The organism is Plantactinospora sp. WMMB782 (assembly GCF_049179135.1).
In the GTDB taxonomy this organism is placed as follows: domain Bacteria; phylum Actinomycetota; class Actinomycetes; order Mycobacteriales; family Micromonosporaceae; genus Plantactinospora.
On sequence record NZ_JBMHMC010000007.1, the window covers coordinates 1,617,150 to 1,630,698 of the forward strand.

General features: G+C 70.5%; 12 protein-coding genes and 1 pseudogene. 4 read left to right on the top strand and 9 right to left on the bottom strand.

Annotated elements, in window-relative coordinates:
- Window positions 1–50 precede the first annotated feature (50 nt).
- Entirely contained in the window at window positions 51–389 is a 339-nt protein-coding gene (locus tag ACN28A_RS09285; RefSeq protein WP_421394118.1) for a hypothetical protein, read from the top strand.
- Between the two features lie 15 nt (window positions 390–404).
- Here ACN28A_RS09285 and ACN28A_RS09290 read toward each other — a convergent pair whose 3' ends face one another.
- Together ACN28A_RS09290 and ACN28A_RS09295 are read right to left on the bottom strand one after the other, a co-directional pair.
- On the bottom strand, window positions 405–1,370 hold the full coding sequence (locus ACN28A_RS09290) for a complex I subunit 1/NuoH family protein (RefSeq protein WP_421394119.1): 966 nt from the start codon (window positions 1,368–1,370) through the stop codon (window positions 405–407).
- A gap of 257 nt (window positions 1,371–1,627) precedes the next feature.
- Window positions 1,628–2,233, bottom strand: a pseudogene (locus ACN28A_RS09295) (NADH-quinone oxidoreductase subunit C); the annotation flags it as partial.
- A 101-nt stretch (window positions 2,234–2,334) separates the two neighbouring features.
- Between ACN28A_RS09295 and ACN28A_RS09300 the strand changes: the two are divergent.
- Together ACN28A_RS09300 and ACN28A_RS09305 are read left to right on the top strand one after the other, a co-directional pair.
- Complete coding sequence (locus ACN28A_RS09300; RefSeq protein ID WP_421394121.1) at window positions 2,335–3,381, top strand: glucose 1-dehydrogenase; 1,047 nt, start codon at window positions 2,335–2,337, stop codon at window positions 3,379–3,381.
- Between the two features lie 356 nt (window positions 3,382–3,737).
- The gene (locus ACN28A_RS09305; RefSeq protein WP_421394123.1) at window positions 3,738–5,039 is read left to right on the top strand and encodes a hypothetical protein; all 1,302 of its coding nucleotides are present in this window, start codon (window positions 3,738–3,740) and stop codon (window positions 5,037–5,039) included.
- Window positions 5,040–5,294: 255 nt separating this feature from the next.
- On the opposite strand, the gene ACN28A_RS09310 is transcribed toward ACN28A_RS09305, so the two are convergent.
- The 7 genes from ACN28A_RS09310 to ACN28A_RS09340 all read right to left on the bottom strand — a co-directional run bounded on the left by ACN28A_RS09310 (window position 5,295) and on the right by ACN28A_RS09340 (window position 11,490).
- Window positions 5,295–5,873 (bottom strand): NADH-quinone oxidoreductase subunit B, encoded by a 579-nt coding sequence (locus ACN28A_RS09310; RefSeq protein WP_278064338.1) that lies wholly within the window; start codon window positions 5,871–5,873, stop codon window positions 5,295–5,297.
- A 96-nt stretch (window positions 5,874–5,969) separates the two neighbouring features.
- Window positions 5,970–6,605, bottom strand: coding sequence for a DUF305 domain-containing protein (locus ACN28A_RS09315; RefSeq protein ID WP_421394125.1), 636 nt, complete (start codon window positions 6,603–6,605; stop codon window positions 5,970–5,972).
- A gap of 114 nt (window positions 6,606–6,719) precedes the next feature.
- Window positions 6,720–7,466, bottom strand: coding sequence for a lytic polysaccharide monooxygenase (locus ACN28A_RS09320; protein ID WP_421394126.1), 747 nt, complete (start codon window positions 7,464–7,466; stop codon window positions 6,720–6,722).
- A gap of 118 nt (window positions 7,467–7,584) precedes the next feature.
- Window positions 7,585–9,051 (bottom strand): pyridoxal phosphate-dependent decarboxylase family protein, encoded by a 1,467-nt coding sequence (locus ACN28A_RS09325; RefSeq protein ID WP_421394128.1) that lies wholly within the window; start codon window positions 9,049–9,051, stop codon window positions 7,585–7,587.
- An 88-nt stretch (window positions 9,052–9,139) separates the two neighbouring features.
- Entirely contained in the window at window positions 9,140–9,358 is a 219-nt protein-coding gene (locus ACN28A_RS09330; RefSeq protein ID WP_101371566.1) for a winged helix-turn-helix domain-containing protein, read from the bottom strand.
- A gap of 100 nt (window positions 9,359–9,458) precedes the next feature.
- Window positions 9,459–9,680, bottom strand: a complete 222-nt coding sequence (locus ACN28A_RS09335; RefSeq protein WP_421394130.1) for a winged helix-turn-helix domain-containing protein — start codon at window positions 9,678–9,680, stop codon at window positions 9,459–9,461.
- 418 nt (window positions 9,681–10,098) lie between these two features.
- The gene (locus tag ACN28A_RS09340) at window positions 10,099–11,490 is read right to left on the bottom strand and encodes an MFS transporter (RefSeq protein ID WP_421394132.1); all 1,392 of its coding nucleotides are present in this window, start codon (window positions 11,488–11,490) and stop codon (window positions 10,099–10,101) included.
- A gap of 441 nt (window positions 11,491–11,931) precedes the next feature.
- On the opposite strand from ACN28A_RS09340, the gene ACN28A_RS09345 reads away from it, so the two are divergent.
- Complete coding sequence (locus ACN28A_RS09345; RefSeq protein WP_421394134.1) at window positions 11,932–12,852, top strand: hypothetical protein; 921 nt, start codon at window positions 11,932–11,934, stop codon at window positions 12,850–12,852.
- Window positions 12,853–13,549 lie beyond the last annotated feature (697 nt).

A 13,549-nucleotide genomic window follows, 5' to 3' on the forward strand; every position in this document is an offset into this window, starting at 1 on the left:
CACGAGCGGCGCGGAGCCCGTCCGCGCCGTCCGGACGAGGGGGTGGCGGCGTGGAAATCGACGCGCGCGAGGCGCTGGTCCTCAGCGGTCATCTGGACGTCGCGGCGGACGGCCCGCCGCTACCCGCCGAGGTCGTCCGGACACGACTTGTCGAAACGATCCGGCTGCATCGGATGATCGGCGGATTGTGTCAGGCGTGTGGCGAGCGGGCCGGTCCGGAGGGCCGGTGCTTCAAAGCCGCGATAGCGGTGGAATGGTGCCGGCAAAACCCGACGACAAGTCTCGATCAGTCGGTTCCCGGCATCGTGGAGTCGGACCGTCGCGGCAACGACGGCCCGACTCCACGACCCCGGGCCGCCGCCACCCGGCCGGGTGGCACCGGAGAGTGACTCCGAGCGCCGGGGTCAGGCGATCGCCAGCTTCACCCCGGCGGTAAGCACCAGCTGGCCGAGCGCCACCGGGACCAGCACCAGCCAGCAGAGCCGCTGCAACTGGTCCTCGCGCAGCCGGGGGTACGTCACCCGGAACCAGATGATCACGAACGAGACGGCGAAGACCTTCAGCAGGGTCCAGAGCCAGCCGAGGTACTCGTCACCGAACGGCCCCTGCCAGCCGCCGAGGAAGAGCACCGTGGTCAGCGCGGCGATCACCACGATGCCGACGTACTCGGCGAGCAGGAAGAAGGCGAACCGGAGACCGGTGTACTCGGTCATGTACCCGAAGACCAGCTCGGAGTCGGCGATCGGCATGTCGAACGGCGGGCGGCGGATCTCGGCGAGCCCGGCGACGAAGAAGACCACCATCGCCGGGGCCTGCCAGAGCAGCCACCACGGCTGCCACGCCTGCACGATGCCGGGCAGGCTCAGCGTGCCGGCCGCCATCGCCACGCTGGCCGCCGCGAGCACCAGCGGCAGCTCGTAGCCGAGCAACTGGGCGGCGCCCCGGATCCCGCCGAGCAGGCTGTACTTGTTGGCCGAGGCCCAGGCCGACATGAGTACCGCGACCACCCCGACGCCGACCACCGCGAGCACGAAGAAGAGCCCGATGTCCAGCGGCTGCCCGACCAGGTCGTTCGGGCCGAGCGGGATCACCAGCAACGCCAGCAGGTACGGCACCAGCGCCACCACCGGGGCGAGCCGGAACACCGCCCGGTCCGCCTCGCGCGGGGTGACGTCCTCCTTCTGTACGAACTTGACGCCGTCGGCGATCAACTGTGCCCAGCCGTGGAAGCCGCCCGCGTACATCGGGCCGAGCCGGCCCTGCATGTGCGCCATCACCTTGTGCTCGGCCTGCCCGACGACAAGCGGCAGGACCAGGAACGCCGCCACCACCCCGACGACCCGGACCAGCAGCTCCAGCCAGAGCGGCATCAGACGCCCCCGTCCCGGCGCTCCGGCTCCGCCGCCCCGACCTCGCCAGCCACCCCGCCGTCACCATCCGGCGGCCCGGAGACAGGCCGAGCCGACGGCCCCGGCGCGGGTGCGGCAGGAGGTCCGGAAACGGGTTCGGCCGGCGGACCCGACGCGGGCCCGGCCGGCGGGGTGCGGCGCGGCGGTCTGCCGGCCGGTGAGGTCCGGGCGGGCGAGGAGGTTCGGGCGGGCGAGGAGGTTCGGGCGGGCGGGCCGGAGGCGGGGGCGGCGGAGACCGGTACGGCTGCGGCCACCCCCCACTCCCCCGGTGCCGGCACGCCCGGTGGACGCATCGCCTGCCGGCGGGCGGTACCCGCCTCCGACTCGCCCGGCTCCTTCGCACCCGGCCACGCCTTCGCCACCCGGGAGGCGAGCACGAACTCCTTGCGCAGCGGATGCCCCTCGAACTCGGGTGGCAGCAGCAGGGGCGCCAGGTCGGGATGGCCGGCGAAGTCGACCCCGAACATCTCGTGCGTCTCCCGCTCGTGCCAGGCCGCCCCGGGGAAGAGGTCCACCACGGACCCGACGGTGGCGGCGTCCCGGGGCACCCGGGTGCGGAGCAGCACCCCGTGCCGGTGCCGGGTCGACCAGAGGTGCGCCACCACGTCGAACCCGCCGTCCAGCTCGTCGACGGCGGAGAGCCAGTCGAAGAAGTCGCAGGCCAGCTCGGTGTCGTCCCGGACGGCCCGGACCGCGTCCCGCCACCGGGCGGCCGGTACGTCGACGGTCGCCCGCGCGTACGCCTGGCCGCCGGAGGACCCGACGGTCGCCTCCGCGTCCGCGAGCAGCGTGGCCAACCGGTCACCGACCTGTTCCGGGGTCATGTCCGCGATCCTAGGGCCATCTCCGGCCGGACCGTCGGGTCCGGACGGGTTATTCGGCAACTCCAGGCGTACCGGACAGTCCGGGAGGGAAGAATGACCGGGTGCGTGCGATTACCGTGACCCCGGGCCGGGCCGGCTCACTGCGGCTGACCGACGACTTTCCGGAGCCGAGCCCCGAGGAGGGCGCAGTGCTCGTGGAAGCCGTCGCCGTCGGCGTCTGCGGCACCGATCGCGAGATCATCGACGGCGAGTACGGCGAACCGCCGCCCGGCAGCACCGAACTGGTGCTCGGGCACGAGTCGCTGGGTCGGGTGCTGGAGGACCCGAGCGGCTCACTCGCCCCCGGTGACCTGGTCGCCGGGATCGTCCGGCACCCCGACCCGGTGCCCTGCACAAACTGTGCCGTCGGCGAGTGGGACATGTGCCGCAACGGTCTCTACACCGAGCACGGCATCAAGTGCCTCCAGGGCTTCGCCCGGGACCGCTGGCGGATCTCGCCGAAGTTCGCCGTACGCCTCGACCCGGCCCTCGCCGAGCTGGGCATGCTGCTCGAACCGACGAGTGTGGTGGCGAAGGCGTGGGAGCACATCGAGCGGATCGGCGCCCGCGCCGCCTGGGAGCCGAAGCGGGTACTGGTGGCCGGGGCGGGGCCGATCGGCCTGCTGGCCGCGCTGCTCGCCGCGCAGCGCGGGCACGAGCTGCACGTGCTGAACCGCTCGGCGAACGGCGAGAAGCCGGCCCTGGTGGAGGCGCTCGGCGGCCAGTTCCACACCGGCACCGTCCCCGAGCTGGGCGTGGAGTTCGACATCGTGCTGGAGTGCACCGGCGCCCCGACGGTGGTGCTGGACGCGATGTGCCAGGCGGCGCCGAACGGGATCGTCTGTCTGACCGGCGTCTCCTCCGGCGGCCGGACGATCGACTTCGACGCGGGCGCGCTCAACCGCGAGCTGGTGCTGGAGAACAACGTCGTCTTCGGCACCGTGAACGCGAACCGGCGGCACTGGGAACTCGCCGCCGAGGCGCTCGCCGCCGCCGACCGGGACTGGCTGGCCAGGATGGTCACCCGGCGGGTGCCGGTCGACAGGTACACCGAGGCGTACGAGTCGCAGCCCGACGATGTCAAGGTGGTGCTCGACTTCGGGCGATGAGTTCGGACGACTCACCGGTCCAGTCCGTCCCCTCGCCTACCCGGCGCCAGCAGATCGCCGACCCCGGCCCGACCTTCCGGTCCCGACCGCGGGTCCGGGACGGCTGCCGTCGTGCGTCCGGTTGACCAGCTCGTCGGCGCGGCTCAACGCGGCCGGTGACGGCAGCTCGACGCCCGTCTTCCGGAAAACCGCCCGGCCGCGCGAAGTGCCTTGAAGATTCGTTGAAGGCGCCCTGGTGCGAGATTCAAGCGCCACCGTCGATCGTCAGCAGAGCCGCATCGCCCGACCGGGACGATGCCTCCGCCCGAGTGGTCGTGACCGACCACGGCGGACTGCTGTCGATCTCCAGGAGCCGTATGCCCATCCGCCACAACCTAGCCAGGGCCGCGGTCGGCGCCGTCCTCGCCGGTTTCACCGTGTCATCGCTGGCGACCGCCGCCGCTGCCGCACCCGACGGTACGGACCTCGTCACCGCCGCCTACCCGGTGGCACCCTGCGTCTCCGGTGGGCCCACCTCCGCCGACTCCGCGCTCGCGACGCAACTGAACAGTCAGCTCCGGGCCAAGATGCGCGGCTACATGGACGCCTACCGGGTGTCCTGCGCCCGCGCGGTCGTAGCGGCCGTGCAGGCCCGCGGCCTCACCTCACGGGCCGCGGTCATCGCCGTCACCACCACGATCGTCGAGACCGGGATCCGCAACATCAGTGAGGAGGTGGACCACGACAGTCTCGGCCTGTTCCAGCAACGCGCGTCGTGGGGTTCGGCGACGAACCGGCTCAACCCGACCTGGGCCACCAACGCCTTCCTCAACAAGATGCTCCAGCTCTATCCGAACAACTCCTGGCAGACGGCCCAGATCGGCGCGGTCTGCCAGGCCGTGCAGGTCTCCGCGTACCCCGACCGCTACCAGCCGGAGAGCGGCGATGCCCAGATCATCGTCAACGCGCTGTGGAACCCGGCACGGACCGGGATCTACGGGGTACTTTCGGATCGCCGGCTGTCGTACAGCCTGATCAATTCGACGACCGGCGACTTCGTGTCGATCGTGAAATCGTCGCCGTTGGCGTTCATGCCGACGACGTTGGCGACGTTGAACTTCAACACGCTGCTGGTGACCTCGCCGGCGGGCGAGCTGTTCCGGATCGACATCCGCGACAACAGCGGCACGTTGACCTACGATCCGCCGGTGCGGCTGCAGACGTCGGGTTGGACGCCGGACCTGCTGACCTACGACGGTTCTGGTTCGTTGTTCGCCATGACCGACGGCAGGCTGCGGCGGTACTCGCTGACCGAGACGAAGCCGACCAGCGGTGGCGTCGCCACCTACATCGACATCAACGGCACCTTCGACTGGCAGACGCTGACGGCCGCCGGTCCGGACTGGTTGCTCGGCACCACCAGCAGGGGCGTGTTGACGTCCTACCTGATCACGGGTACCGGTTGGCACGGCGGGCCGCTGCGCTCGGGCTGGACCCACACGCACCTGATCTCACCGGGCGGTGGCTACTACTACGGCCGGGTCGCGACCGGCGGGATGTACCACTACCGGGACCGCAATCCGTTCGATTTCGACGGCTCGGACATCGCCTACCACTCCGACGACCCGGTCAGCACCAGCGGCTGGTCCCAGGTGTTGCTCTCCGCCCAGCCCCTCTGATCCGCCCTGGATGACGACGTCCTCCGGGCGCCGGGGCTGTCCGGCCCGCATCGCCGGATCGGACAGCCCCGGATCGGACAGCTCCGGCGTCAGCCAGCGGGTCGGGGTGCGCAGGTGCCGACCAGATCCAGCGCCAGTGTCGTGGGCGGCCGGCGACCAGCTCGACCGGACTGGCCGCCGCCGGCACGCTGTTCCCGGCGGCCGGGCCCAGGCTGTCCGGCGCCTGTCCGCCGCCGTCGGGTCGCTCGGGAGAGGTCACTGCCGGGCGGCCGGGGGCGGCACCGGGGGCGCGGTGAGCGCGTCGGCGCCACGCCCGGCCGGTACGCCGCCCCGGTCGGCCGGCGAGGCGAGCTCGTCCGGCCGGGCCACTCCGCCGGGGCCGGACCGCTCGGCGGCGATCTTGTCCTGCAGGCGCAGGATGCCGTGCAGCAGTGCCTCCGGGCGCGGCGGGCAGCCGGGCACGTAGACGTCGACCGGGATGATCTGGTCCACACCCTTTGTCACCGAGTACGAGTCCCAGTACGGACCGCCGCAGTTCGAGCAGGCGCCGAACGAGATCACGTACTTCGGCTCGGGCATCTGGTCGTAGAGCCGTTTGATCGCCGGGGCCATCTTGTCGGTGACCGTCCCGGAGACCACCATCAGGTCGGCCTGCCGGGGCCCGTGCGCGAACGGGATCACGCCGAGCCGGATGAAGTCGTGCCGGCCCATGCTTGTCGCGATGAACTCGATCGCACAGCAGGCCAGCCCGAAGTTGAAGACCCAGAGCGAGTAGCGCCGGCCCCAGTTGAGCACGAACCGGATCGGCTCGCCGAGCACCGCCGGTAGCTGCACGGTCCACCCCTCCTCCGGTTCCCCGTCGACAGTGAACCACAGCACCGCGGGTTCCGACCCGGGCCATCGGCAGGCGAACCCATCCGGCCGGCGAACCTATCCGGCCGGCGGCAGCATCTTCAGCATCTGGTCGATCTGCGCGGTCCGGGACACGTCGATCCGCCGGGCCAGCTCGCGCACCTCGGGGTGGCTGCCGGACCTCGTCTCCATCCGGGCCAGCTCGACGGCGCTGTGCTGGTGCCCGATCAGCAGATTGAGGAAGTCCGTCTCGAACCTCGCCCCGCTGGTCCGGGCCAGCGCGGCGAGTTGGGCCGGGTCGAGTACCGGCAGTCCGCCGTGGTCGGCGTGCGCGTGCGCGGCCGGATCCGCCGACGGGCTGTGGCCCCAGCCGCGCAGCCAGTCCCGCATGGTCCGCTGCTCGGCCTCCTGGGTGACCTCGATGGCGGCCGCCAGGATCTTCAGCTCCTCCTGCCGGGCCCGTTCGGGTGCCAGCCGGACCAGGGCCAGCCCCTGACCGTGCGAGGTCACCATCATCTGCAGGAACATCACGTCGGTGTCGTTGAAGGTGCCGGCGGGTGGGGTCGCCGGGGCGGAGCCGGTCGCCGCCGGGGTGCGGCCGGTCGGCGCGGGTGCCGGGGCCGCGACCGGACCGCCGGTCCCGGCCGGTGCGGGTGCGCAGCCGGCGAGCAGCACCAGCGTCGCGACGATCAGGGTACGGCGGAAACCCTTCATGCCCTCGTCTCCCCTCGTCTCCTGGTACGGCCCCGGAAGCGGACCTGTGGCGGATACGGACCCGCAGGGGGTACGGGTCCGTATCCGCGACGGGTACGTCCCGGCGGGCCGGCGTCAGACGCGCTGCCAGAGTGCCGGTACGTTCGGCGGCTCCCAGCCGGCGATCGCGGTGTGCGCCTGGCGGCAGCGGTACGTCGCACCGCCGTAGGTCACCTGGCTGCCGACCGGGTACGCCGTACCGGCCCGCCAGGTTCCGCCGGCCGGTGGTGGGGCGGTGGTGGCCGGCGGCGGGGTCGGGTTGTTGGTCCGGGTGGGGGTGGGGTTCGGGTTGGGGTTGCCGCTCCCGCCGCCGATCTGGAGGTCAACGCAGACGTAGAAGGCGTTCGCGGTGTCGGCGACGTTCCAGATCGCCAGCAGCTTCTGCCGGCCACTGCGACCGCCCATGTTCACGCTGTGCGAGACGGTGGCACCGGGCTGCCGGCCGCCGTCGTCGAAGACGGCGATCCGGGAGTTGCCGATGTAGTACTCCCAGGTGCTGGTGGCGTGCCGGGCGGTGAGCACCCAGTTGAAGTTGACCGTCTGGCCGACCGAGGTTGCCGGCCAGGGCCGGCTGTCGTCGTTCAGCACCGAGAAGTGTCCGATGTTGGCGTGGCAACTGCGCAGCCCCTTCGGGCCTTCCACGCTCTGCGGCTCCCACTGGATCTGGCCGCAGTCGAAGGACACCGCCCGCTGGGCGCAGAGCGCCTGCCGGCTCGGTGGCGAGGAGATGTAGCCGTGCGCCTGGGCGGCCTGCGGGGCGACGAGGAGGGCGGAGACGACGGTCGCCACCGTCGTGACCGCCAGGACCACGGTTCTTCGCATCGTGGGCTCCTTTACTGCATCGGGAAGGTCTCCTCAACATAAAAGAAAGATTGTTAACAGTAAATACCCACCGGCAACATTCGTCGATGGGTTGCCGCACCGGCAAGGAGGGACCGGATCAGTAGCCGGGACGCTGCAGCAGGCCGAGGAACTCCGCCAGCAGCGCCTCCCGGACCGGGATCGGCGCCGCGTCCAGCAGGGTGTTGACCGGGGCCATCCGCTCCGGCGCACGGCCGCCGGCCGGGTCCAGGCCCAGCCCGCCGGCCACCCCGGCGACCAGCTCCGGGGTGAGCGACTCCGGGCTCAGCGCGTCGAGCACGCCCAGCAGTTCGGCGGGAAGCGCCACCGGGCCGGCCGCGCGGGCGTCCGCCACCGCCGCCCGCAGGTCCGCGCCGAACTCCGGCACCCGGGGCGCCACCGAGGCGGTCACCGAGAGGTGGATGCTGACCGGCAGGCCGGCGTACGAGAGCTGGGGCTGGGTGTGCCAGCCGCGCCGGGTCAGCTCGTCGGCGAGGACGAACAGGTCCAGCCCCGGGTCGGTGCTGGTGAAGCAGACCACCGTCGACTCCGGCTCGGCGACCAGACGCAGGCCGTCCACTGCGGAGACCGAGCCGGCCAGTCCGCGTACCGCCGCCAGGGTCTGCTCGGCCAGCGTGAGGTAGCCGGCGTCGCCGAGGTGCCGCAGCGTGGCGTACGCGGCGGCGATCGGCCCACCGGACCGGGTGGACGAGAGCACCGGGTTCACCATCGTGTAGCCGGGCCAGCCGGCGAACGCGAAGTACTGCGGCCGGCGCAGCCCCGGGTCCCGGTGCAGCAGCACCGAGACGCCCTTCGGGGTGTACGCGTACTTGTGCAGGTCCACCGAGATCGAGGTGACCCCGGGAACCCCGAAGTCGAACTGCGGCACCGGCACGCCGAGCCGGCGCAGGTACGGCAGGACCCACCCGCCGAAGCAGGCGTCCACGTGGCAGCGCACCCCGGCCGTGGCGGCCAGCTCGGCGATCTCGGCGACCGGATCCACCACCCCGTACGGGTACGACGGTGCCGAGCAGGCCACGAGTACGGTCTCCGGGCCGATCGCCGCCGCCACGTCCCCGGGTGCGGGGCGGAGCGTCTCGGCCGACACCGGCACCTGGTCGAGGGCGACCCCGAGCAGGTGGGCCGCCTTTGCGAACGCCGCGTGCCCGCTGGTCGGCACCACCAGCCGGGGCCGGGTCACCTCCGGCCGGGCGTCCCGGGCCGCCTTGACGGCCAGGACCAGCGACTCGGTGCCACCACCGGTGACGCTGCCGGCGACCTGCGGCGCTGTCGTCCCCGGCCCGCCGCCGAGCAGCCGGGCGGCGGCGCCGACCAGGGCGTTCTCCAGGGTCAGCAGGGACGGGAAGGCGGTCGGGTCCAGTCCGTTGACGTGTGCCGCCAGCGCGTGCGCCGCGTTGGCCAGCTCGTCCAGCCCGGCCACGGCGGGGTCGTAGACGTAGGCGAAGAGCCGGCCGCCGTGCGTCGGCAGGTCCGCGGCGCGCAGCTCGCCGAGCTCGGCGAGCACCTTGTCCGCGGGTACGCCCACCGGCGGCAACGCGTCGATCATGGCGGCCACCGTAACAGTCGTGACGACCCCGCCGACCCCCTTGTGACCTGCGACCACGGCACGAATCCATGCCGTGGTGCCGAATCTCTCAGCGCTCCCGGACGTACACGCCGACGCCGGGCAGCGTCTCGGTGATGCCCTTGGCGCGGAGGTTCTGCATGGCCCGGTCGATGACCGGCTCCGTGACGCCGTAGTGCTCGATCAACTCTCGTCGACTGGGCAGCCGGGAGCCGGGCGGGAACTCCCCCGCCTCGATCCGCTTCTCCAGGTCGTCAGCTATTTCCTCGTAGCGGTAACGCGGTGGCACGGCGTCACCAGCGCCGGGCCGCCGGCTGGTGGATCGGCAATTTTCGACCCCCTTGTGATTTGCGATCACGGCATCAATCCATGCTCTGATGCCGGGCCACTCAGTCCTTCTTCACGTACACACCGCGCCCGGGAACGGTCTCCGTCAGGCCGCGCAGCTTGAGCGTCAGGAAGACGCGATCCGCCACGAAGTCCGAAACCTCATACTGCGCGCACAGCTCGGCACGGGTCGGGAGCTTGGCGCCGGGCGGGAACTCCCCGGACGCGATCCGCTCCGCCATTTCATCGGCGATGCGCTCATAGATAGACGAATAGGGAGCCACTACTGAAATCCCCTCCGGTCGGCAGTTTCAGTAGACCACTCCCCGTGGATCCTTGCCTAGCCATGGCAGCCATGGCACCCTCCTTGATATAGCCCCTCCGGTCGGCAAACCAGGTGGGGCGGAAGGCGGTCCGGCTACGCGACGTAGGGCTCCGTGGCCGGACCTGCCGTCTGGCGTAGGAGGAGGACGCGGGTGTTCAGCGACGACCTACCGCAGCAGCCCGTGCCGCTGACCGACCCTGGACCGGTGCCCGTGCCGGAGTCCGTCGAACGGGCCGAGATGCGCAGCGTGCTCCTGCGCCACGTCAGCAGCGGTGGCACCTGCCGGTCGTGCGGAAGGCCGCCGGATCACACCGGAATGTGCTGGGCCGCCCGGGTGGCGTACGAACGGCTCACCAGCGGCTGGGGAAGCGACCCGGCTACCGCTCCGGCTCGGCGGCCGACACCGCCGCCAGCCGCTCCGGGGTGAGGTCGTAGCCGCGCATGGCCAGCAGGGCGAGCCCGACCAGCAGGGCCGGCAGCACGGTGAAGCCGACAAGCACCCCGGCCCGGGCGGTGCCGGACTGCGCCGCCGCCTGACCCGTCGACGAGGAGACGTAACCGGACAGTTGCAACACCAGGCCGTAGATGCCCGGCCCGAGCGCCAACCCGAACGTCTCGCCGGCCGTCCACACCCCGGTGAAGACTCCCGCCTGGCGGCGGCCGGTGCGCGCCGTGTCGTACGCGATGCAGTCCGGCAGCATCGCCATCCCGAAGACCTGCTGGCCGGCGTACCCGCAGCCGATCGCCGCGACGACCAGATAGACCGCCGGGGCCGGCAGCCCCGGCGCGGCGGCCAGGGCGAGCGCGCCACCCGCGAAGATCAGCGACGCGACGGCGAACGCGCGCGGCTTGCCGAGCCGGGCGCCGGCCCGGCTCCAGAGCGGCATCACCAGCAACGCGGGGCCGACGAAACACGCGAAGAGCAGCGTGGCGCCGGTCTCCGGATCCCGCAGCACATGTTCGGCGAAGTAGGCCACTCCGGCGAGCACTGTCGCGATCCCGGCCGCCTGCACCACGAAGCAGACCAGCAGCAGCCGGAACGGCCGGTTGGCGGCGGCGACCGCGAGCTGGGCCCGCAGGCTCGGTTCGCTGGCCAGCACCGTCCCGGTCGGCGCGGTCCGGGTGCCGAGGAACGCGCCGACCGCGCCGACCGCGATCAGCACCGCCACGAAGAGACCGAGCCAGCGGTGCCCGGACGCGCCGTCCCCACCGGCGGCCACCACCACCGGGGCCAGTGCGCCGGAGACCAGGATGGCCAGCGCCAACACCGCCACCCGCCAGGTCATCAGCCTGGTCCGCTCGGCGTAGTCGTCGGTCAGCTCGGCCGGCATGGCGACGTACGGGACCTGGAAGAAGGCGAATGCTGTCGCGGTGAGCAGGAAGGCCAGTGCGACGTACCCGGCGGCGGCCGGTCCGGGCGGGAACGGCGCCGCGAAGATGGCCGCGAAGAGGAGTGCGAGGCCGAGCCCGCCACCGAGCAGGTACGGCCGGCGGGCACCCCAGCGCGACCGGGTCCGGTCCGAGATCCGCCCGGCGACCGGGTTCACCAGCACGTCCCAGGCTTTCGGCAGCAGCACCAGCAGGGCGGCCAGCCCGGCGGCCACCCCCAGGGTGTCGGTCAGGTACGGCAGCAGCACCAGGCCGGGCACCGTGCCGAAGGCGCCGGTGGCCAGCGAGCCGAGCGCGTACCCGGCGTGCACCCGGCGTGGCAGGGTGGCCGGGGACGGGGACTCGGAGAGGTCGGCGCGAGTGCCGGGCACGGCGTCCATGCGCCGGGATGCTATCGGCATGGATCTTGCCTGCGGGCTCCCGCTTTCGTACGGCGACGGTGGCCGATCGGCGTAGGGCTGTGTCGAAGTCGGTTACAGCCATTCGTTGATCGCGGCGATGTGAGCGGTGGCTTCGTAGCGGGCGACGAGTCTGATGCCCTATGGATGTCCAGCCGGACAGGACTGCTCGAGCTGCTGCTTCGGCGTCAATGGCGTCGGTCTTGCCGCGCCGGCGACTTCGATGGTCCTGTCCGCCGCCCGTGAGACGACTTGCATATCGCCTCCGTATCGATTTTCTATCGCCCCTCGGCCTAGTTTGTGCGAATCGGCCATCGAGGGAGACTGATCCCGCGATTGGACGCTGGAAGGGTCGGATGGCGGCGATTACCCGTCAACCAATAGCGAATAGGTCCCGGGGAGGTCCTTGTGCAACATCATGCTTTGCTCAAACCTGCTGTGGTAGCGTTGACCACGTTCCTCACAGTTGCGCTGATCGGCGCGCCGGCTGTCGCCGAGGGCGATGTTGAATCATCGTCCCAGCTGGCCGATCGGATGGCCCAAAAAGTCGCCCGCACCACTACCACCACGAAGGCGCCCGCAGGCACTCCTGGAGAGACTGTAAACGTGGTTCTTCCCACTGACGCCTCGGCTCCGGTGCGGATAAACTCAAGCGACCTCAGCGTTTCAATGGAGTTGCCGGACGTGGGCGCTAGTCGCGCCGACCGCGCGGCAAACGGAAATACCGTACGCGACGGCGACGATGTAGATCTGGTTCTTCGTAACGCCATGGATGCCGCGCAGGTAATTACGGTCCTAGAAAGCGCCTCAGCACCTACAAGCTATACCTATCGCTTCTCTGGCGCCGAACTTCTGCCACTGGAAGACGGCCGGATCGGCATCCTTCCCTCCAATTCTCGAGACAGTGTCATCAAGGGAGCTGCCGTAATCGATGCTCCTTGGGCTGTAGACGCGACAGGCAAGAGACTCGCCACCTCGTATAGCATCGACGGGGAGTACCTCACACAGCACATCACCACGGCTGGTGCGGTCTTTCCGGTCGTCGCAGATCCGAGCATCAGTCGTGAGAGTTGGTGGCCGCTGACTTTCGTGGTCACTTTGAACCCCGCCGATCAGCGGATCATCATCTCCTCTGGTGGCGCAGCGGTCGGAGCGGCAGTGGGGGCGCTAATGTGTTCAGCCGGCGGGCTGGCGGCGGCCGCATGCGCTGCTGCGGGCGCACTTATCGTTACCGCAGTAGCGGAATCGTTCAAGGAGTACGGCGTCAAGGAGGGTTGCAACTGGCGGGCCCGCTGGGTGCTGGGAGACGGCGTCACCAGCATGTGGCGCACGGGAAGCTGCTGACAGGCAGTGATTTGCATCGACTGTTAGGCTTGTGAGCGTGCCATGCCAGGAGTACAGCGCTCTCTTGGTGGTCCGCCCTTCGAATTCTGGAGATAGGCGCGCCACTGAGGGCGGCGGTCGATGTCATGAACTGACGACGGACGCAGCTGCGGTGACGCAAGTCCTGACGCCGCACAGGGATCCGACAGTCCATCCCCTTGATCACACTGCTCGTACCATCACTGCAATTGCCGGCAGACAGGTAGATGGAGGTTGACCAATGAATGCCACCAGGGCTCGCGTCTTCTGGCTGAGCTGGCTAGCCTTCGCGGGATTCTTCTTCTTCCTGCAGGTCGCCTTCAATGATGCCAAGGGCACATTCGCAGTCGTCGCGAGCATTGTGGCCGCTGCTCCGGTAGCCGGAATTGTCCAGTACTCCTGGAATCGCAAGAATCGTACAAATAGGTAGCTCTACGCGTTTCCGGGAAGGGTCGAACCGACCCTTCCCGGAAACTCATGCTAGCCCCAGCGCGCTCAGCAAGACCAACCATCAGCATCTATAGTCGCTCGCATAGTTCCTTATACGTCGGCCAACGTTGTCCGAAAGTCGGGCAAGGGCGAGGTGGCGTTTCCCGGCGGCAGCCCCACCCGCCTCAACATCCAGGTCCTGATCGATCCGGCCGCTCGGCATCGCGCCGTGGCCACCCTCAAGACCTGG

What these genes read in the sequence shown, in the direction of transcription:
- ACN28A_RS09290 (WP_421394119.1), bottom strand. Translation starts at nt 1,370, where the DNA reads ATGCCGCTCTGGCTGGAGCTGCTGGTCCGGGTCGTCGGGGTGGTGGCG.
- ACN28A_RS09305 (WP_421394123.1), top strand. Translation starts at nt 3,738, where the DNA reads ATGCCCATCCGCCACAACCTAGCCAGGGCCGCGGTCGGCGCCGTCCTC.
- ACN28A_RS09315 (WP_421394125.1), bottom strand. Translation starts at nt 6,605, where the DNA reads ATGAAGGGTTTCCGCCGTACCCTGATCGTCGCGACGCTGGTGCTGCTC.
- ACN28A_RS09320 (WP_421394126.1), bottom strand. Translation starts at nt 7,466, where the DNA reads ATGCGAAGAACCGTGGTCCTGGCGGTCACGACGGTGGCGACCGTCGTC.
- ACN28A_RS09325 (WP_421394128.1), bottom strand. Translation starts at nt 9,051, where the DNA reads ATGATCGACGCGTTGCCGCCGGTGGGCGTACCCGCGGACAAGGTGCTC.
- ACN28A_RS09340 (WP_421394132.1), bottom strand. Translation starts at nt 11,490, where the DNA reads ATGGACGCCGTGCCCGGCACTCGCGCCGACCTCTCCGAGTCCCCGTCC.